Origin of the sequence: Prochlorococcus sp. MIT 1304, assembly GCF_047305015.1 — a bacterium.
Classification (GTDB): Bacteria; Cyanobacteriota; Cyanobacteriia; order PCC-6307; family Cyanobiaceae; genus Prochlorococcus_A; species Prochlorococcus_A marinus_E.
The window spans coordinates 231,811-251,045 of sequence record NZ_CP138974.1 but is presented as its reverse complement, the minus strand read 5'-3'; the positions used below and the strand labels follow the sequence as shown (position 1 = coordinate 251,045).

Below are 19,235 nucleotides of genomic sequence, written 5' to 3'. Positions count from 1 at the left end.
TCTAAAGATTTTCTAAGATTTGCCTTATTATCCAGTAACTTTTTTCTAATTGATCATCGGTTATACAGAGAGGTGGCAAGAGATAAATAACATTCCCTAGGGGTCTAATAAATAAACCTTGCTCCATTGCAAGACTCTTTATTTCTTTTCCAATATTATTGAAATAACCTTTTTTGTTCCCAATATCTAAATCGAAGGCAGCAATTGTGCCGGATACCCTTATCTTTTTTATATGATGTAAATTTTTAAATTTAATTAAATGAGATAAATGTTTTTCTTCAAATGAAAGGTATTTGTGTGGTTCTTTTTCTAATAAATCAAGACTAGCGTTTGCCGCAGCACAACCTAAAGGATTAGCAGTAAAACTATGTCCATGCCAAAAAGTTTTTCTTGGGGAATCATCAACAAAAGATTGGAAAATTTTTTCTTTACATAAAGTTATTCCCATTGGTAAAAATCCACCAGTTAAGCCTTTTGAAATACTGATTAAATCTGGAATGATTTTTGCCTTTTGAAACGCAAAAAGGCTTCCACATCTTCCAAACCCAGTCAAAACTTCATCGGCAATTAACAAAGAATTATTATTTTTTATAATTTCTGAAACTCTTTTTATAAATTGAGGCCTAACCATATTCATTCCTCCTGCTCCTTGAACAAGTGGCTCAAGGATCACTGCTACTGTGGGAGTTTTAAGTAGAGTTTCTAATTTTTGGATCGCCTCATTTTCTTTATTTTCTACTTCTTCATCATTTATCCAAGTTGAAGGCCATGGGACTCTCCTAACTGGGAACATAAGATTATCGAAATTCTCATTAAAAATATTTCTTTCACCTAAAGCCATTGCTCCAAATGTATCGCCATGATAGGCGCCATCAAAAGCCACTATTTGAGTTCTTGTCTCTCCTTTATTTTGCCATGATTGGAAGGCAATTTTTAAAGCGACTTCCACTGCAGTAGAACCGTTATCAGAAAAGAATAATCTTTCTAGTTTTGTTAATTCACTAAGTCTTTCCGCCAATTTTTTTGCCTGTGGATGTAAAAAATCAGCAAATATAACTTGCTCAAGTTTTTTTGATTGATTAAAAATGGCATCTGCAATATATTCGTTACTATGACCATGAAGAGTTACCCACCAACTACTAATTGCATCTATTAGCTCTTTTTTAGGATTTTTAGTAAATAGGAGGGCATCTTTACCATGAGTTACTTCTATTTGCGGCTTACTCTTATTGACTTGAGTAAAAGGTGGCCAAATATTTGGGTGCCAATCTTGATTTGGAGTTTTTGAATCCAAAGGTTTCATTTAACTTATTTTGGAATTTAAAAGTGAGATTAATTTATTTTTAATTTCAAGTTCTTCCCATAGTTTATCTAAATTATTTGAGTCCATTTTTTTTATATAAGGAAATTCGGTAATTAATGGAATACCACTAAAATCAACTAGAGTTTTTGGATTATCTAGGTGTTTTTCGCCATTTACTACTAAACCTAAAATTTCAATATTTCTTCTTTTTAAGGCCTCAATACTAAGCAGGGTATGGTTGAGAGTCCCAAGTGAGCTCTTACATACAAGTATTACCGGAAGATTCCATTGTTTTATTTGATCTATTTGCAAAAAATTGCGTGTTATTGGAACCATTAATCCACCTGCAGTTTCTATAATTAATGGGCCTTGTACTTTTGGCAATCTTAACTTATCAAAGTTAATAGTTTTTTGATCTATTTCAGCAGCCCAATGAGGAGATAGGGGTTTGGTAAAGACATAAGCTTCTTTGATTATTTTCTCTCTATTTACTTGTGCAAGTTTTTCAACAGTTTGACTATCAGTTTGCGATTCAATACCACTTTGAATAGGCTTCCAATAAAAGGAATTTAATCCTTTAACAAAAAAAGAGCTTATTAAAGTTTTTCCAATATCAGTATCTGTTCCACAAATTATAAATTTGAAAATACTATCCTGACTACTCATAATTTCTTTATGATTTGAATCTGAATTTGCCATGAAAGGTCCACTGTATTATTGTAATTCTTTGGCCAAAACTTTTGAATTTTTTTTAACTCCTTCACGGTTTTGCGTTTACAATTTGTTGATTGTGCTCCTACATTTTTAATGCTTCTAAAAAGCTTATATACATCTTCAAAATTTTCAAGATAATTAAACTTTTCTGAATAATGTATTTCAGTTGATTTGAAATCTTTTAATAATTCTTTAGAGCAAAGGAAATTAAGACCACTATATTCAATATCAATTTTTCTACAAGTATCTTTCCATTCAGGAAAACAATCTTTTGTTGGATATGAAATGATTAAAAAACCTCCAGATACTAATTTACTAAACCAATTTTTTATAATCTTTTCTGGATTGTTTAACCAATGGATGCAAAAGTTAGATGTTAATAGAGAACAGTTATTGATTTGAGGAGGTAAATCATTATTCAAATCCCATAAAATTTTTTTACTAGAAAATTTATTCTCAAGAAGCATTTTTTTGCTGAAATCAATTCTGGATACTTTTTGGGAAGAAAATTTTTTTTCTATTTCATCAGCTAATATTCCTGGTCCTGAACCTAGATCTATCCATTCACCTTTTTTTTGGGGATTTAATTCTTTGATAAGTTGGACAATCTTTTTTGCAAAAAATTTCTGAATATTTGAATGCTCGAAATACCGATATGCAGAATCATTGAAATTATTTTTTATTTTCTCATTCCACTTTTTACTATCCATTTCAATCATTAAGTGTATTAAGTAAGATCTCGTATAAATTTAAATTATTCAAACAATGACCTTGTTGAGCTAATTTAATTAAAATTGGCTTCCTATCAAGTGTTTTATTTAAGGAATCTAAAAAGTTATTATTTGATTCGTTGTCGAGAATCAAATCATTTTCTGATTTTATAAAAATTATTTTGCAATCTTTTCTTAAAAATACTGGAAAATCTCTATTGATATAAAGTTTTTTTAAATCACCTAAAAGAAGAGTTTTATTTAAACTCTCTAAACTTTTATAAAAGATATTTTTAAAACTATTGTTCATATTATTTGGCAAAAATGATCTATGTATAAATTCTTTTAACATATCCTTAGGATCATCTTTGATGATTTTTGTTTCCATTCTTTTTAGAGACCTCAAAATAAAGTTTCTCTTATTACTTAAAGGAAGAAAATTATTAAAAGAATTTATAAGAACAATATGAGTTGCTTCTTTTAAGATTGTTTTTTGCATTAAATGAAAACCTAATGAATGGCATAAAGTCATTCTGATTTCTTTTTTAGATTCGTTTTTAATCCATTTTGCTTGATAATTCTTTGTTGAAAAATAGCCCCTTTCATTATCTTGCCAATGCCAATTATTATTTAAAAAATCAACTTTATAATCATCCCAGAAATATTTATTTAGTCCCCACCCATGTTGAGTAATAATTTGTTTCATTTAAACTTTTTTAATACTGCAATGAAATTTTGTAGCAGATTAAAATCTAAGTTTCTTCGTATTGTTATTCTAATTCTTGATTGCCCAACTGGTACAGTAGGAGGTCTTATTGCAATTGCTAAAAACCCATTTTCCTCAAGATATTTTTGTAGATAAATCGCCTTCTCTTCTTGGCCAACAATAATTGATAGAATGTGAGAATCTCCCTGAACTGGAAAACTAAAATTTTTAATAATTTCATCTTTCCATATCTTCGCAGAAGATAACAAATCATTACCCCATTCTTTATTTGCTAAAATTTTTTTTAAACCTTCTAGCGCTCCAGCAGCTAAAGGTGGCGCAAGGGCGGTTGTATACCTAAATGCACCACTTGTTTGGATAATATATTCACCAATTTCTGAATTGGAAGCTAAGAAAGCTCCACCGCTGCCAAATGCTTTTCCAAAAGTTCCAGTAATCATAGTTATATCTGAACGGCAATTAAAACTTAGCCCCCTGCCTTCAGAGCCCAAGATCCCAATTGCATGGGCTTCATCAACTAATAATTGAACACTATTTTTTTTGCAAATTTCCGTTATTTCTCTGAGTGGAGCAATTGATCCCTCCATGCTATAAAGAGATTCGACAACAACTAAAATGGAATTTTTTGTGGGGTTAGATTTTATAATTTTATCTTCTAAATCTTTTAAATTATTGTGTGAAAATCGAACTAGTTTTGCTTGAGAAGCCTTAACTCCCACCAATAAAGAGTTATGGATCAATTTATCTGCTATTACGATACTATTTCTGTTCGCTAAAGCTTGGATAGCGGCTATATTTGCTTGAAATCCGCTTGGAAAAAGTAATACTTTCTCTTGATCAATCCACTTGGCAAGTTCTGTTTCTAATAATTTATGTATTGGTCTTGATCCTGTAATAAACCTTGAGCTCCCTGAACCAATACCTTCTAAATTGCTTATTTCGTAAGCAGCTTTTATTAAATCCTTGTCCCTACTTAATCCAAAATAATCATTACTGCATAAGTCTATAAGTTTTTTATTTTGCGAATTTAAACTTTGAAGTTCGAATGATTTGTTACCTAAAGAAAATGTTTTTAATTTCCGGATTCTATTTTTTGGAATTTTTATTTTTTTCATTTTAGCAAAATTAAATATAGTGGCTTTAATTAAAAAGATTTAGATTTACTATTAAAGTTTGCAAGGTATTTTTTGTTTATTAATATCTATATAGATCATATATTAAGAAGTTAACTCATCCTCTCTTCAATCACAATTATTGCTTAATTTAGAGGAATATTTCCCCTTTCCGCTAGATGATTTCCAATTAGAAGCAATTCGAGCTATTAATAGCGGAAATTCTGTTGTTTTAACGGCACCAACAGGTTCGGGTAAAACATTGATAGGGGAATTTGCTATATATAGAGGCTTATCGCATGACAGCAGAGTTTTTTATACGACACCTTTAAAAGCCCTATCAAATCAAAAGTTTAGAGATTTTGCTAATCAATATGGTGAGAATAAAGTTGGTCTGTTAACTGGAGATGTAAGTATAAATAGAGAAGCACCAATCTTAGTTATGACGACTGAGATTTTTAGGAACATGCTTTATGGCGAATTTGATGAATTTGATGATCCCTTAGAAAATTTAGAATCTGTGATTCTTGATGAATGTCATTATATGAATGACCCCCAGAGAGGCACAGTTTGGGAAGAAACTATAATCCATTGCCCTTTTAGAACTCAAATAATAGCTTTATCAGCAACAATAGCTAATGCAGATCAACTACAAAATTGGATAGAAAAAGTTCATGGTCCTACAGTACTAATTAATAGTGATAAGAGACCAGTCCCACTTGATTTTATTTTTTGTAGTATTAAAGGCCTCCATCCACTTTTAAATAATAAGGGTAATGGAATCCATCCAAACTGTAAGATTTGGAGAGCTCCTAAAGGGCAGAAAATGAGAGGAAAAGTGGGCAGGATAATGCAACCAAAGTCTCCCTCAATTGGCTTTGTGATTTCGAAACTAGCTGAACGAAATATGTTGCCTGCTATTTATTTTATTTTTAGTAGAAGAGGCTGTGATAAGGCTATTGAGAATATAAAAGACTTAACTTTAGTAAGTTATTCAGAAGCGAATATGATATCCCAAAAATTAGATGTTTATCTTAAAAATAATCAAGAGGCAATTAAAGATAAATCTCAGTGCGAGGCATTAAAACGAGGTATTGCATCTCACCATGCTGGATTATTGCCTGCATGGAAAGAATTGGTTGAGGAATTATTTCAGCAAGGCTTGATAAAAGTTGTTTTTGCGACTGAAACACTTGCTGCAGGAATTAATATGCCCGCCAGAACTACTGTTATTTCTTCTTTATCTAAAAGGACAGAAGATGGGCATAGATTATTATTTAGCAGTGAATTTTTGCAAATGTCAGGAAGAGCTGGAAGAAGAGGAAAAGATACCCAAGGATATGTTGTTACTTTACAAACAAGATTTGAAGGTGCAAAAGAAGCTAGTGCACTAGCTATTAGCAAACCAAATTCTTTAGAGAGTCAATTCACGCCTAGTTATGGAATGGTACTTAATCTCTTACAAAGTTATACTTTAGAGAAATCCAAAGAATTAATTAAAAGAAGTTTTGGTAGTTTTTTATATTTAGGTGAATCCTCAGGTGAGAATATTATTCTTGAAAATTTAGATAAGGATTTAATTGAATTAAAAAAAATTACATCTAATGTTTCATGGAAAGATTTTGATGCCTATGAAAAATTAAAAAATCGTCTTAAAGAAGAAAGAAGACTCTTGAAAATTTTAGAAAGGCAAGCGGCAGAAAAATTATCAGAAGAGATAACTAATGCACTCCCTTATATTAAAGATGGAAGCTTAATTTCAATCAAAGCTCCTCAAATTAAAAGAAAAATTGTTCCAGGATTAATTTGTAAGAAAATATATGAATCCCAAAAAATTAAGAGTTTATTGTGTTTGACAATTGATAATTTATTTATTCTTATAAAACCTTCCTACATAGTAAGTATTTTTAATGATTTGGATGCAATTGATGTCTCAGGACTTGAAATGCCAAAGATGTATTTTTCTGGGGAGGTATTTAGGGGAGATGATATGTCGCAGTATTATGCGGATCGAATTTTAGAAGTTTCTAAAAAAATTGATTTACAAACTCCACAATATGATCTGACAATGGAAGTTTTGGCACAACAGCAACAAATTAATAATTTAGAAGAAACAGTTACTGATCATCCCGCACATAGATTTGGAGACTCCAGGAAATTAAAGAAATATAGAAAAAGAATTATTGATGTTGAACAAGAAATAAATATGAGAAAAAAACTGCTTGAGGATAAAGAAAATCATAACTGGAGAACTTTTACCGATTTGATTAAAATTTTGAATCATTTCGGTTGTTTAAATAATTTGGAATTGACAGAAGTTGGACAAACAGTTGGTGCAATAAGAAGTGAAAATGAATTATGGATTGGTCTTGTTTTATTTAGTGGTTATTTAGATGATTTAGATCCTCCTGATTTAGCGGCAATTATTCAAGCTATATGTGTAGATGTGAGGAGGCCTAATCTTTGGTGTAATTTCAAGCCTTCTTTAAAGGTAATAGATGTTTTTAATGAATTAGATGGTTTAAGAAAATTAGTCGCTTCTCAACAAAATAAGTTTCATATTGAAATTCCCATTTATTTAGAAACAGAGTTGACTGGAATTATTTCTGAATGGGCAAGGGGAAAAAAGTGGAAAGATTTGGTCTTTAATACTTCACTAGACGAAGGTGATGTAGTGAGGATTATTAGAAGATCAATTGATGTTCTTTCTCAAGTGCAATACTGTATTGGCGTTAGTAATAAATTAAAAAGTAAAGCAAAGTTAGCATTAAAAGCTATTAATCGTTTTCCTGTTTCTGAATCTAACGATCTTATAAAAGTCTCTGAAGATATTAATCCTGCGACAAAAAGAATTGAAAATAATTCTTAAATTTTTTTAATTAAATCATTGAATTAATATTCATCGCATCATCAAATTCATCTTCGTTTAAATAACCTAATTTAAGTGTTGCCTCTTTTAAATTTAATGATTCTTTGAAGGCAAGGTTTGCAATTTCAGCTGCTTTTTCATAACCAACTTTTGGCACTATGGCTGTAATCAACATTAGTGAATTATCTAAATTAAACTTCATTTTTTTTTGATTAGGTTCCATTCCATAAACTAATTTTGTTCTGAAGTTTTCTATTGCATTTTTAAGTAATTTTAAACTTGTAAGAATATTAAATCCTATCAGAGGCTTATATTCATTCATCTGCAAAGTTCCGCTAGAATTTGCCATTGAAACTGCATATTCAAGGCCCATTATCTGAGTGCAAACCATTGATAAGGCTTCGCACTGAGTCGGATTCACTTTGCCCGGCATGATAGAACTTCCAGGTTCATTTTGAGGGATGATTAATTCATATATTCCTGACCTTGGTCCTGAAGATAGAATTTTTATATCATTTGAAATTTTAAATAAAGCACCTGCTAATATTTTTATCTGACTCATTACTTGAGCTAAACGATCATGCGAGGCCATGATAGAAAAATTATTTTTTGATTTATAGAACATCAGATTAGTATCATCGGAAATTGATTTTATAGACTCCTCACAAAATCCTTTTGGACAATTAATCCCTGTTCCAACTGCAGTGCCTCCCAGAGGTAAAAAATACAATTCATTCAGACTTATAATAATTGCATTCTCAGCATCTTTAAGTTGCTCTGACCATCCAGATATTTCTTGGCCAAAAGTAAGGGGCACTGCATCTTGAAAATGGGTTCTTCCTATTTTTATAAGGTCTTTCCATTGCTCACTTTTATTATCAAGGATCTTAGTAAGTTCTCTTATCGTTGGAACTAAATTTTTGATTATTTCATTAACAACTGATATTTGAATAGCAGCAGGAAAAGTATCATTTGTTGACTGAGATTTATTTACATCATCATTCGGATGAAGTGGTTGATGACTACCAAGCTCTGAATTTGTTTTTAAAGCTGCAATATTTGAAATTACCTCATTAACATTCATATTTGTTTGCGTGCCACTACCTGTTTGCCAAACCTTTAAGGGAAACTGTGAATCATGAAGCCCATCAAGTATTTCTGTACATGCCTCTACAATCAAATCTTTTTTTCTTTTATCTATTAATCCTAAATTGAAATTTGCAATTGAAGCAGCTTTTTTTATGAGGGTGAGTGAATAAATTAATTCAATTGGAATTAATTCTTCTCCAATAGAAAAATTTATTATCGATCTTTGTGTTTGAGCGCCCCACAAAGCTTCAATGGGAACCTTTATTGTTCCCATACTATCTTTTTCAATCCTAAAGTTTTTTGTCATTATTCCTCTGAAAACACCGGTTTAACTTAGATAAGGTTTTCAGTAATCCTAGATACCTAACTTCTCCCATATTACACTTAAATTATTGAGATGAATTGAAGGATTAAAACATTCTTCCAAGTCACTTTGATCAATAAAATCCATTATTTCATTATCTCTCTCTATATTTTGTTTGAAATTCCCATTTTCAGTATTCCACGCCTGATGCGCATTTTTTTGGACTAAGCTATAAGCTTTTTCTCTAGACAACCCCTTTTCTACAAGCAAAAGTAAAACTTTCTGACTAAAGATTACACCACCATATATATTTAAATTTTTAAGCATATTTTTTGGATAAACTTCCAAATTGCTTACTATATCTTTCATTTCCCTGAGCATAAAATGCAAACAGATTGATACGTCAGGTAACATGATACGTTCATTTGAACTATGGCTTATATCTCTTTCGTGCCAAAGTGGAACATTGTCCAGTGCTGTTAAGACGTAACTCCTCAAAATTCTTGCTAAACCGCTTACTCTTTCACTTCTAATAGGATTTCTTTTATGAGGCATGGCAGAACTTCCTTTTTGCCCTTTTGTAAAGCCCTCCTCAACTTCTAAAACATCAGTTCTTTGTAAATTTCTTATTTCAGTTGCGAATCTATCTAGAGAAGCGCCAACTAGCGCAATAGTTTGAACATATTCTGCATGCCTGTCTCTCGATATGACCTGAGTACTTGCTGTATCAGGTTTTAAGCCGAGTAAATCACAAGTTATTTGTTCTACTTTGGGATTCGTATTAGCGTAAGTTCCCATTGCACCACTTATTTGTCCAATTGCTACAGATTCTTTCAGTGTTAACAATCTTTTTTTGTTCCTTATTATTTCTGCTAACCATCCAGCAAGTTTAAAACCGAAGGAGATTGGCTCCCCATGAATTGCATGAGATCTACCAATCATTAATGTATTTTTGTGCTTCCTTGCTAATAATCTGACTTCATTTTCTAGGTTCTCAATTTCTTCTGATAACAATTCGCAAGAATCTTTTAACTGAAGAGATAAGCCAGTATCAAGTACATCACTACTGGTCATACCAACATGGATATATCTTCCAGAATCTCCTACAAATTCATTAACGCTTGTAAGAAATGCTATGACATCATGTTTAACTTCTTTCTCAATTTCTGCAATTCTAGATTCATCAAACTTTGCATTTGAACGTATCTCTTTCATGGCATTCTCAGGAATTTTTCCTAGGGAAAAATTTGCTTCACATGCAGCTATTTCAACCTTAAGCCAACTCTGGAATTTTGCGCTATCAGTCCAGATTTTTCCCATCTCGGGTAATGTGTAACGCTCGATCACAATTTTTATTAATTATCAATTTAAACTTTATAACCAAAATCGAATTATTGCTCTATACCTTAAAGATGTACTTGCCATTGAACATATTTGCCTGACAATTATTTTCTTATGTAACATTTTTCTGGCTAATTAAGAAAGCTTAAATATAAAAATATTTGCATTAATTCTTTTAATCAATAAAATGTGTAATTTTTTAGTTCTTATTTAAAATTGGAAGGTATTAAAGAATTTGGATCTTAATCTTGTAGAAGTTCATTATTCAGTCTTTTTTTATTGATTAATAGATGATTAAAAAAAGTAGATTAGACCTTTATCTTCTAAAAAGTGGTTTATGTGAAACTCGTCAAAAAGCCCAAGGTTTAATTCTTGCGGGCAAGGTTAGAGATATTAATGGAAAAGTATGGGATAAACCTGGACAACAAGTATTAATTGGGTCTGAATTTTTTATTGATTCCGAACCTATGTTTGTTTCAAGGGGCGGCGAAAAATTATTGGAGGCATTTAAAAAACTTGAAATTAAAGTAAAAGATAAAATATGTATTGACGCAGGAATCTCTACCGGAGGATTTACTGATTGCTTATTGCAACAAGGAGCAAAGTTAGTTTATGGGATAGATGTTGGTTATGGACAGACTGCATGGAAGATTAGAAATAACCCCAAAGTTATACTTTTTGAACGAACTAATATTCGAAATTTAAAACCTAACGATCTTTTATCTAGAAGTAATGAATTACCAAATTTTGTAGTTGCTGATTTGTCTTTTATTTCATTAAAGTTAGTTTTTAAATCTCTAAGTAATTTATTAGAAGGTGATTGTATTGAGGGAATATTTTTAATTAAACCCCAATTTGAGGTAGGTAAAGATAAGGTCAGTAAAGGAGGCGTTGTTCGCAATCCCAAATTCCATACTGAAGCAATAGAGTCTGTTATTTGTGCTGCTAATAATTTCCATTGGAATATAAAGAATTTGATAGCTTCTCCCCTAGTAGGTCCTGCTGGAAATCATGAATATTTAGCTTGGATGAGCTTAAGAAGCGAATCAAATCCAATGATTAATAGAGAATATATACAAAATTTAGTTAATGAAACTCTCTGAATTAGAGAGCTTCTTCATCTTTATCGCCAGTTCTAATTCTTACAACAGAATCAATTGATGTGATGAATATTTTTCCGTCACCTATCTCTCCAGTTTTTGCTGCTTCGGCAATCGCATCAATTACTGAATTAACCTTTTCATCTTCTACGACAACTTCTACTTTGAGTTTTTGAAGGAATTCAACAGTGAATTCGGAACCTCTATATCTTTCAACTTGTCCTTTTTGCCTTCCAAAACCTCTGACTTCACTTACTGTCATTCCAACGATACCAGAGTTTACTAATGCAATTTTTACATCTTCTAGTTTAAATGGACGTATGATTGCTTCAATTTTCTTCATGTTTAAAGATTGAATACTATTATTTTAATTGTTTTTTGGGAAAACATCCAACATTGAAATATCAGAAAAACATTGAATATCAAGGCCTGCATTCATGGCATCTTCAATTAATAATTTGGAATTTTTTTCAGAAATTATTACTGTACTATTTGATAACGCCTCCCACTGATCATTCTCAAAGTGTGTTTGAAGCCATAACATTCCAATTGCAGTTTTCGGTTGAAGTGATTTATTAGAATTGTTATCGATAGTTATCAAACAAATGTCCATTAATTTTACATTGAACTAAACACATATAACCCCTTTAAACGACTTTATGAATGTTACAAATGATACAAAAATAAGATTTAATAGCTTTTGACTTATTCAATTGTAATACTTAAGCTTGTTGAGAATTTTGCAGATTTTGATCTTTTTATATAGGTTTAATAAATAAGTTCTACTAAAGATGAGTAAAGCTAAATTGGATGATTCTACGCAAAGACCACTTTATGGTGAAAGAATTATTGAAGAATCAAAAATAATTTGTTTCGATAATCCAAATAAAAAAAGAATTTATGAAATTTCTATTCAGTTACCTGAATTTACATGTAAGTGCCCCTTTTCTGGTTATCCAGATTTTGCAAAGCTAAGTATTATTTATCAACCTAATTTGAAAGTATATGAGTTGAAGTCTTTAAAGCTTTATATTAATAGTTTTAGAGATATAAAAATATCACATGAAGAGGTTGTAAATAGAATTATGGATGATTTAGTGAATGAGGGCTCGCCTCACTGGATACATTTAAATGCTGCATTTAACCCTAGAGGGAATGTTTCAATGCAGTTAGATATTTTTAGTGGACAGAAAAAAAATTAAAAATTTTTTATTTCTTCTGATAATTTAAAAAATTCTTTTTTAAACCCAACTAGATTTTTATTGCTAAGACCTCCAATGGATAAACTTTGTGATTCTTGATTAACAAGAATCCATAATTGGTTAGTTGGTATGAGACTTATTATTGTTCCAAAAATTATTAAAATAAAAGAAAAGTAAATAAATGGTATAGAAGGATCATTTTTAATTATTAATCCACTGCTGGGGATTATTTTTTTCAGAGATACTTTCGAAGAATTAACTTCTAAAGGATTTTCATTGATATAGAGATTATTACCCGAAAAATTTTCTGTATTTGAAATTTTAAGTGGACCATTTTCATTATCTATAGTTAAAAGAAAATTTTTTTTTGTCTCTGAACCTAGTTCAATTAAAATCCCCCAAACTTGATTACCGATTTCCGGAATCTCTTTTAACTGTAATTGGTAAAGGATATTATCTATTTCTAAAACAATATTTGATATGGCCCAATCTGCTTGATAAATAGTTAATCCTTTAAACCTTATTGGGTGATTAACTTTGGCAGTTTTTACTTCATTAAATTTTGAATCTTCAGAAGTAAAATCAAGTTTTGAAATGAACTGCTTGGGTATACCATCACTTTCTCGTTCTATAGAAAAATCAACTAATTTTATATTAGCTTTTGAGTTTGTGCTCTCATTAATAAGATCCAAGCTTTCTCCAGGCAACAGATATTGTTCTTTTGATTGACTTGTAAAACTTCCATATGCTGAACCTATAAGTAAGACTATTAATCCAATATGAACAACTAAAGGACCGATTTTTCCAATTAAACCCTTTCTCGCAGAAATATGACTCTTAAATTTGTATGTTTTCCATCCTCTTTTTTTAAGGAATAAATCAGCTTTTGATATGAGGTCTTCAACTTCATTGATTTGGTAACTTGAATTTAATTGCAGTTTTCTAAATTTTTTTTCACTCTTATATTCAATCCATTTTAATGAAGCTTTTAAGGAAGGGATTTGTCTCCTAAAACTACAAGCTGCGAGAGAAATGCAAAGTAGGATTAATGCAAATAAAAACCACAAGCTTGTGTATATATGATCCAGTTGAAGTATTAAAACTTTTTCTCCATTTAAAAATCCAAAAATAGGAGCTTCATCGAAATTTTCAATATAGAATTTACTATTACTGCCTTGAGGTATGAAAGTTCCTACACCACTTGAGATGGCTATGAATATTATGAGTGAAATAGCGAATTTTAAACTTGATATTCTGAAAATTAAATCCTTTACAATAGTCATCTAAATCCAATTTGAAAATAAATTTAATAATCCTAGGGAAACTAAAAATATCCCACTAAGAGTAGGAATTATTTGACTAAATTTTCTAAGCTCTAAAAATTTTTTTAAGTTTTCTGCAGTGGCTCCCGCAACGATTAGTGGAGTTACTTGGCCTATTCCAAAGAAAAATAAAAAAATAATAGAGATTGTTGGGTTTTTAGCTTGCGATACCCATACCAGAAGAGTTGCTAAAACTGGAGTAATGCAAGGTGAAGAGGCCAGTCCAAAACTAGTTCCAATAGCAAATGGCGCCAGAAAGGATGGAATTTTATCTTCAATTATTTTAAAATCAGGCCCATTCGGAAACTTAAATTTTACAATTCCTAGTAAATTTAAACCCATTATTATTGCTATCAAGGCAACAATCGAAGTGTAATAGGATGGAATTTGTCCATATATCTTCCCTAAGAATCCACTAGCAGAACCCAGAGCAACAAGTGAAAAAACAACTCCTCCTGAAAAACTAATAAGTTTAAATTTATTTTTCTCTGTTCCTCCTATATAAGCAATTGTGACTGGAAGTAATGATAATGAACAAGGTCCCAGACTCGTTAAAAGTCCTGCGCTGAAGATCAGAAATATAGTAAATGGGCCAGGATTATTAAGACCATTCTGCATAAGCAGATTACCCTTTTGAGATAATTCTGAAATAAATAGATTAAATGATTCGATAGCTTGACTTAAATCCTTTAAATTCTAACTAATTAAGAGTCTTTCGTGTACTAATCATACCAATGAATCCTGTTGACTCTAATGAACATCGCACTAACATCCCTGCAATAAAAAAAGACGCTATTAATGAATTGCCACCATAACTAATGAAAGGAAGTGGTAAGCCTGTAGTAGGCATTGAACCTGTTACTACAGCAATATGCATTATTGATTGACCTGTCAACAATACACCACATCCGATAGCAACTAATTTTGTATAGTTGTTCCTGCACTTAAGACTAATTCTTAGGCTTATATATGAAAATACTGCTAACAATCCTAAGAATAAAGTACACCCCAATAAACCAAATTCTTCTGCAAAAATGGCAAAAATAAAATCTGTATACATGAACGGTAGATACTGTAATTTTTGTATGGACAATCCAAAACCCTCGCCAAATAGACCACCTGAACCAATAGCTAATAAACTTTGAACCAATTGAAATCCATTTTCCTGTTGATCTTTCCAAGGATTTATAAATGAAGTAACTCTAAGTTTTTGATATTCGTTATTAAGGATGCTAATACATCCAGTAATGAATCCTATTGAAGCAAATGAGAAAAGAGAGCTAAGTTTTACACCTCCACATAAACCCATTACCCAAAGAAGAATTCCAGTTAATGATGCAGTACTTAAATTAGGCTGTTTTAGTATTAATAAAATTAATAAACCAAAGGATATTATTGAAATTAATTTTTTATCATTTTTTACTAGATTCCAATGTGCGAAAAGGTTAGAAGCTTCCAAAATTAGAAAAGGTTTAATTAATTCAGATGGCTGCAGACGTAAATTGCCAAGCACTAGCCATCTTGAAGATCCATTAACTGTAATTCCAGTAAAATTAGTTAGGAAAATCAAAAAGAATAAAATATAAAAAATAATTCTTGAAAACTTTAAAAGATTTCTAATGTTGGTATTAAGAACGAAATAAAAAAGACCAATTCCAGGAATTGTCCAAATAATTTGTTTTTTTAAGAAGTAAGCCCAATTTCCCATTTCTCTACTAGCCACCCACCAACTTGATGATCCTAATATGCATATTCCTAATATTGACCAAATTCCAATAAGGACAACGAGGATTTTTGCTTCATAAGGCCATATCGTCCAAGGTAAGGGAAATATAGAGTCAATTAAATTGCTAAGATTTTTGTTGTAGTTAGAACTAAAGGTTTTTTTTCTTTTAGAAATTCTTTTATATTTTATTTTTTCTCGACTTATCTCCAATTTTTTAGATGTATATGTACTATTGAGACGTTTAATTGAGATTTTGCCAAGTCTTTTATTTACGTTTTAAAGTGTTTAAGCAATTTAAAAGAATACTTTTCATAAATTTTATTTTTGAAGAATAAAGTAAAAAATGGTCTACAGATTCATCATAAATCTTAAGAATTAATTTTTTATACAAAAAAACTAGCTAAAAGGGACCTCTCCGTGATAGATTCCGTGAGTTTATATACTTACTTCAAACCATTCAGAGAGGGTTTCTAAACTATGTTCACATCAGTGGACTCAAATAGAAAAAAACTTGAGCATCCTTCTAATGAGAATGTTCAATTTCCTCAATCCCTGAATAATTCGATCATCAAAGAAAGTAATTCTGGCATTGCCAATCAAATAGATAAATTGCTTTCTCAAAATGACGAATACACAAAATTGCAATTAACAATTTTTGGAATTACTTTTATTGTTTCTATTTTATTAGCCTCAATAACTGGAATTTTTCTAGGATTTACTTTTGGTTTTAGTATTTTTATAGGTGCAATAGCCGGTATTTTTTATCTACGTTTACTTGCAAAAAGTATAGGTAAACTTGGTAAAGAATCATCAGGTGTATCAAAATTGCAACTATTAGTTCCAGTTTGCCTCTTTATTTTTGCGAGCAAGCTAGGATCTTTGGATATTTTTCCTGCAATGATAGGTTTTTTCATTTACAAGCCTTCACTCATTCTTTATTTTTCACGTTCTTAAGTAAATTTTTTATTCAAAACAAATGTTTTTTAATTCCTTGCTAACAAATTTTGCAGCATTAGAAGTTGGTCAACATCTTTATTGGCAAATTGGAAATATCAGACTACATGGGCAGGTATTTTTAACATCTTGGATTTTACTAGGAGCGTTATTAGTTTTTATTTCTTTAGGAACTAAAAAGATGGAAAATGATCCTAAAGGCCTTCAAAACTTGCTTGAGTTTCTTTGGGATTACATAAGAGATCTTGCTAGGACGCAAATAGGTGAAAAAGTTTACAGAGATTGGATGCCATTTATAGGTACTTTATTTTTATTCGTCTTTGTTAGTAATTGGGGAGGAGCTTTAATTCCTTGGAGATTGATTAAATTACCTAGTGGAGAATTAGGAGCACCTACTGCTGATATTAATACAACTATAGCCTTGGCTTTATTGGTTTCACTTTCTTATTTCTATGCAGGTTTAAGTAATAAGGGTTGGAGATACTTCGAATACTATGTTCACCCAACTCCGATTATGCTTCCTTTTAAAATTCTAGAGGATTTTACTAAACCTTTATCACTCTCTTTCAGGCTATTTGGAAATATTTTGGCTGATGAACTTGTTGTTGGTGTTTTAGTCTTTTTAGTTCCGCTAATTCTTCCAATACCTGTTATGTTCCTAGGATTATTTACTAGTGCAATTCAGGCATTGATTTTCGCAACTTTAGCGGCCTACTACATCGGAGAAGCTGTTGAAGAACATCATTAGCTGTTTCCAGATACATTCAGACGCTTTTACAAAGGGTCTGTAATCTGGCAAAATATCTAATCGCGTAGGTCTGAAAATATCAGACCCATTCTTAAAACAAAGGATGTCCAAGCGTGTATGACAACAAAGATTATCACAAGTATTAAGCTCTTTATTTCAAAATTATGGATTCGATTACTTCCGCTGCATCAGTTGTAGCTGCTGGTTTAGCAGTTGGTCTTGGTGCTATTGGCCCAGGTCTTGGACAAGGTAACGCAGCTCAAGGAGCTGTTGAGGGTATTGCCCGTCAACCAGAAGCTGAAGGTAAAATCAGAGGAACTCTTCTTTTATCTTTCGCTTTCATGGAGTCATTAACAATTTACGGATTAGTTGTGGCTTTGGTACTACTTTTTGCGAATCCTTTTTCCTAAAAGTTAATATTGCTTCTAATCCTTATTAGCAATATTTTAATTTAATTTCTTTAACTTCAACTGAATCATATGTTGGCCTTTAATTTTTTTGGTGCTACAGAAGGTGGATTATTTGATATAAATGCCACTTTGCCACTCATGGCGATACAAGTAGTTGCCCTTACTTACATATTAAATTCTCTCTTTTTTAAGCCTGTTGGCAATGTTGTAGAAAAAAGAGAAAAGTTTGTAAGTAATAATGTTATTGAGGCCAAAAATAAACTTTCTGAGGTTAAAAAATTAGAAGCTGATTTATTAACTCAGCTTCAAAGTGCTCGTACAGAAGCCCAAAGAATTGTTAGCGAAGCTGAGGATGAGTCTGACAAGCTTTATAAAGAAGCACTAGAACTTGCTAACAACGAGGCAAATGCTTCAAAAGAAAAAGCAAGACTAGAAATTGAAAGTCAGACGTCTGCTGCTCGTGATCAACTTTCTAAACAGGCTGATGTTCTAAGCGAACTTATTGTTAATAGATTGATTCTAGAAAAATGAATTTAACTCTTTTTGCTACAGAAGGTTTTGGATTAAATTTTAATTTATTCGAAACTAATATCCTTAATTGGGCTGTAGTAGTTTTCGGTCTTTATAAATTTTTGCCTGGTTTCCTAGGTAAAATGCTTCAAAAAAGGAGAGAAGGAATCCTTCTTGAATTAAAAGATGCTGAAGATCGACTCCTAAATGCAACTCAAGCTTTAGAAAAGGCGAAGAAAGATTTATCTTCAGCAGAAGAAAAAGCATCTCAAATAAAAGCCGATTCCCTTAAAAGATCTGAATCAATCAGAATGGAAAGTGAGAAAAAAGCGATAGAGGAGATGGCACGAATTAAACAAAGTGCAATCTCTGATGAGAGCTCTGAAGCATCCAGAGCAATTTCTCAACTTCGAAAAGAAGCTGTTGAACTGGCAATTAAGAAAGCTTTAGATTCTCTCCCAAATCGACTTGATAAAACAACACAAGAAAATTTGGTAACTCAATCAATTAACAATATTGAGGTGAACTAATGCCACTTTTAAATTCAGTTACTACACCATACGCAGAGGCATTACTTCAAGTTGTGAATGAAAATTCGCAAACTGAAGAGATGGTTTCTGAAGTTAAACAACTCCTGGAATTAATAAATAATTCCCCTGAATTGGAGAAGGCACTATCCTCTCCGATTTTAGAGACAGATGCTAAGAAGAAAATTATTAATGAAATTTTTTCAAAAAAGGTAAATTCTTCTTTACTGAATTTCTTAAAATTATTGGCCGATAGGCAAAGAATTGGAATTCTTACTTCAATTCTTGATAGGTTTTTAGAGATTTACCGAGAAAATAGTAATATTGCTTTGGCAACTGTTACTTCTGCAGTCGAGCTTACTGATGAACAGAAAGGTTTAATTACCAAAAAGATCATCAATATTGCTGGAACAGAAAAATTAGAACTTGTAACTAAAATCGACCCATCTCTTATTGGTGGTTTCGTCGCCAGTGTAGGATCAAAAGTAATTGATGCTTCTCTTGCTTCACAAATAAGAAAACTTGGCTTATCCCTTTCCAAGTAACTTTTAAATCAACCTTAAATTC

21 protein-coding genes are annotated in these 19,235 nt (G+C 31.3%); 9 read left to right on the top strand and 12 right to left on the bottom strand.

The genetic code is table 11. The features are described 5' to 3' along the window. Position 1: 1 nt before the first annotated feature. Genes bioA through SIB45_RS01450 form a run of 5 tightly spaced genes read right to left on the bottom strand, consistent with a single transcriptional unit; the run spans position 2 to position 4,569 of the window. On the bottom strand, positions 2-1,303 hold the full coding sequence (bioA, locus tag SIB45_RS01470; protein WP_011863582.1) for an adenosylmethionine--8-amino-7-oxononanoate transaminase: 1,302 nt from the start codon (positions 1,301-1,303) through the stop codon (positions 2-4). Further along, the gene (gene bioD / locus SIB45_RS01465; protein WP_041484782.1) at positions 1,304-1,969 is read right to left on the bottom strand and encodes a dethiobiotin synthase; all 666 of its coding nucleotides are present in this window, start codon (positions 1,967-1,969) and stop codon (positions 1,304-1,306) included. Beyond that, positions 1,966-2,736: a methyltransferase domain-containing protein gene (locus SIB45_RS01460; RefSeq protein ID WP_011863580.1), complete on the bottom strand. Its 771-nt coding sequence runs from the start codon at positions 2,734-2,736 to the stop codon at positions 1,966-1,968. The genes bioD and SIB45_RS01460 overlap by 4 nt, the downstream gene beginning before the upstream one ends. Continuing rightward, on the bottom strand, positions 2,729-3,433 hold the full coding sequence (locus tag SIB45_RS01455; protein ID WP_011863579.1) for a hypothetical protein: 705 nt from the start codon (positions 3,431-3,433) through the stop codon (positions 2,729-2,731). The genes SIB45_RS01460 and SIB45_RS01455 overlap by 8 nt, the downstream gene beginning before the upstream one ends. Then, complete coding sequence (locus SIB45_RS01450) at positions 3,430-4,569, bottom strand: aminotransferase class I/II-fold pyridoxal phosphate-dependent enzyme (RefSeq protein WP_011863578.1); 1,140 nt, start codon at positions 4,567-4,569, stop codon at positions 3,430-3,432. Before SIB45_RS01450 ends, SIB45_RS01455 begins: the two co-directional genes overlap by 4 nt. 139 nt (positions 4,570-4,708) lie before the next feature. Here SIB45_RS01450 and SIB45_RS01445 point away from each other — a divergent pair, with 139 nt between their 5' ends. Continuing rightward, entirely contained in the window at positions 4,709-7,435 is a 2,727-nt protein-coding gene (locus tag SIB45_RS01445) for a DEAD/DEAH box helicase (RefSeq protein WP_011863577.1), read from the top strand. 10 nt (positions 7,436-7,445) lie between these two features. On the opposite strand, the gene SIB45_RS01440 is transcribed toward SIB45_RS01445, so the two are convergent. Both SIB45_RS01440 and purB read right to left on the bottom strand, forming a co-directional pair. Then, positions 7,446-8,831, bottom strand: coding sequence for a class II fumarate hydratase (locus tag SIB45_RS01440; protein WP_011863576.1), 1,386 nt, complete (start codon positions 8,829-8,831; stop codon positions 7,446-7,448). 48 nt (positions 8,832-8,879) lie between these two features. Next, the gene (gene purB, locus SIB45_RS01435) at positions 8,880-10,175 is read right to left on the bottom strand and encodes an adenylosuccinate lyase (protein WP_011863575.1); all 1,296 of its coding nucleotides are present in this window, start codon (positions 10,173-10,175) and stop codon (positions 8,880-8,882) included. Between the two features lie 284 nt (positions 10,176-10,459). Here purB and SIB45_RS01430 point away from each other — a divergent pair, with 284 nt between their 5' ends. Then, entirely contained in the window at positions 10,460-11,272 is an 813-nt protein-coding gene (locus tag SIB45_RS01430; protein ID WP_011863574.1) for a TlyA family RNA methyltransferase, read from the top strand. A gap of 1 nt (position 11,273) precedes the next feature. On the opposite strand, the gene SIB45_RS01425 is transcribed toward SIB45_RS01430, so the two are convergent. Continuing rightward, positions 11,274-11,612: a P-II family nitrogen regulator gene (locus tag SIB45_RS01425; protein WP_011377098.1), complete on the bottom strand. Its 339-nt coding sequence runs from the start codon at positions 11,610-11,612 to the stop codon at positions 11,274-11,276. Between the two features lie 24 nt (positions 11,613-11,636). Then, positions 11,637-11,882: a hypothetical protein gene (locus SIB45_RS01420; RefSeq protein ID WP_011863573.1), complete on the bottom strand. Its 246-nt coding sequence runs from the start codon at positions 11,880-11,882 to the stop codon at positions 11,637-11,639. A gap of 178 nt (positions 11,883-12,060) precedes the next feature. Here SIB45_RS01420 and queF point away from each other — a divergent pair, with 178 nt between their 5' ends. After that, positions 12,061-12,471 (top strand): preQ(1) synthase, encoded by a 411-nt coding sequence (gene queF / locus SIB45_RS01415; RefSeq protein WP_011863572.1) that lies wholly within the window; start codon positions 12,061-12,063, stop codon positions 12,469-12,471. On the opposite strand, the gene SIB45_RS01410 is transcribed toward queF, so the two are convergent. The 3 genes from SIB45_RS01410 to SIB45_RS01400 all read right to left on the bottom strand — a co-directional run bounded on the left by SIB45_RS01410 (position 12,468) and on the right by SIB45_RS01400 (position 15,729). After that, positions 12,468-13,754 (bottom strand): cytochrome c biogenesis protein ResB, encoded by a 1,287-nt coding sequence (locus SIB45_RS01410; RefSeq protein WP_011863571.1) that lies wholly within the window; start codon positions 13,752-13,754, stop codon positions 12,468-12,470. The genes queF and SIB45_RS01410 overlap by 4 nt on opposite strands. Further along, positions 13,755-14,411 (bottom strand): cytochrome c biogenesis CcdA family protein, encoded by a 657-nt coding sequence (locus tag SIB45_RS01405; RefSeq protein WP_011863570.1) that lies wholly within the window; start codon positions 14,409-14,411, stop codon positions 13,755-13,757. It abuts the gene before it with no gap. An 82-nt stretch (positions 14,412-14,493) separates the two neighbouring features. After that, positions 14,494-15,729, bottom strand: a complete 1,236-nt coding sequence (locus SIB45_RS01400; RefSeq protein WP_011863569.1) for an FtsW/RodA/SpoVE family cell cycle protein — start codon at positions 15,727-15,729, stop codon at positions 14,494-14,496. Positions 15,730-15,996: 267 nt separating this feature from the next. Here SIB45_RS01400 and SIB45_RS01395 point away from each other — a divergent pair, with 267 nt between their 5' ends. From SIB45_RS01395 to atpH, 6 genes are all read left to right on the top strand, one after another. Beyond that, positions 15,997-16,473 carry an ATP synthase subunit I gene (locus SIB45_RS01395; protein WP_011863568.1) on the top strand — a complete coding sequence of 159 codons (477 nt, stop codon included), beginning with the start codon at positions 15,997-15,999 and terminating at the stop codon, positions 16,471-16,473. A gap of 22 nt (positions 16,474-16,495) precedes the next feature. Beyond that, the gene (gene atpB / locus SIB45_RS01390) at positions 16,496-17,221 is read left to right on the top strand and encodes a F0F1 ATP synthase subunit A (RefSeq protein ID WP_011863567.1); all 726 of its coding nucleotides are present in this window, start codon (positions 16,496-16,498) and stop codon (positions 17,219-17,221) included. A gap of 164 nt (positions 17,222-17,385) precedes the next feature. Further along, positions 17,386-17,631, top strand: coding sequence for an ATP synthase F0 subunit C (atpE, locus tag SIB45_RS01385; protein ID WP_002805169.1), 246 nt, complete (start codon positions 17,386-17,388; stop codon positions 17,629-17,631). Between the two features lie 69 nt (positions 17,632-17,700). Further along, positions 17,701-18,162 carry a F0F1 ATP synthase subunit B' gene (locus SIB45_RS01380; RefSeq protein ID WP_011863566.1) on the top strand — a complete coding sequence of 154 codons (462 nt, stop codon included), beginning with the start codon at positions 17,701-17,703 and terminating at the stop codon, positions 18,160-18,162. Then, complete coding sequence (locus SIB45_RS01375) at positions 18,159-18,671, top strand: F0F1 ATP synthase subunit B (protein ID WP_011863565.1); 513 nt, start codon at positions 18,159-18,161, stop codon at positions 18,669-18,671. Before SIB45_RS01380 ends, SIB45_RS01375 begins: the two co-directional genes overlap by 4 nt. Next, entirely contained in the window at positions 18,671-19,213 is a 543-nt protein-coding gene (gene atpH, locus SIB45_RS01370; protein WP_011863564.1) for an ATP synthase F1 subunit delta, read from the top strand. Before SIB45_RS01375 ends, atpH begins: the two co-directional genes overlap by 1 nt. The last annotated feature ends 22 nt before the right edge of the window (positions 19,214-19,235 follow it).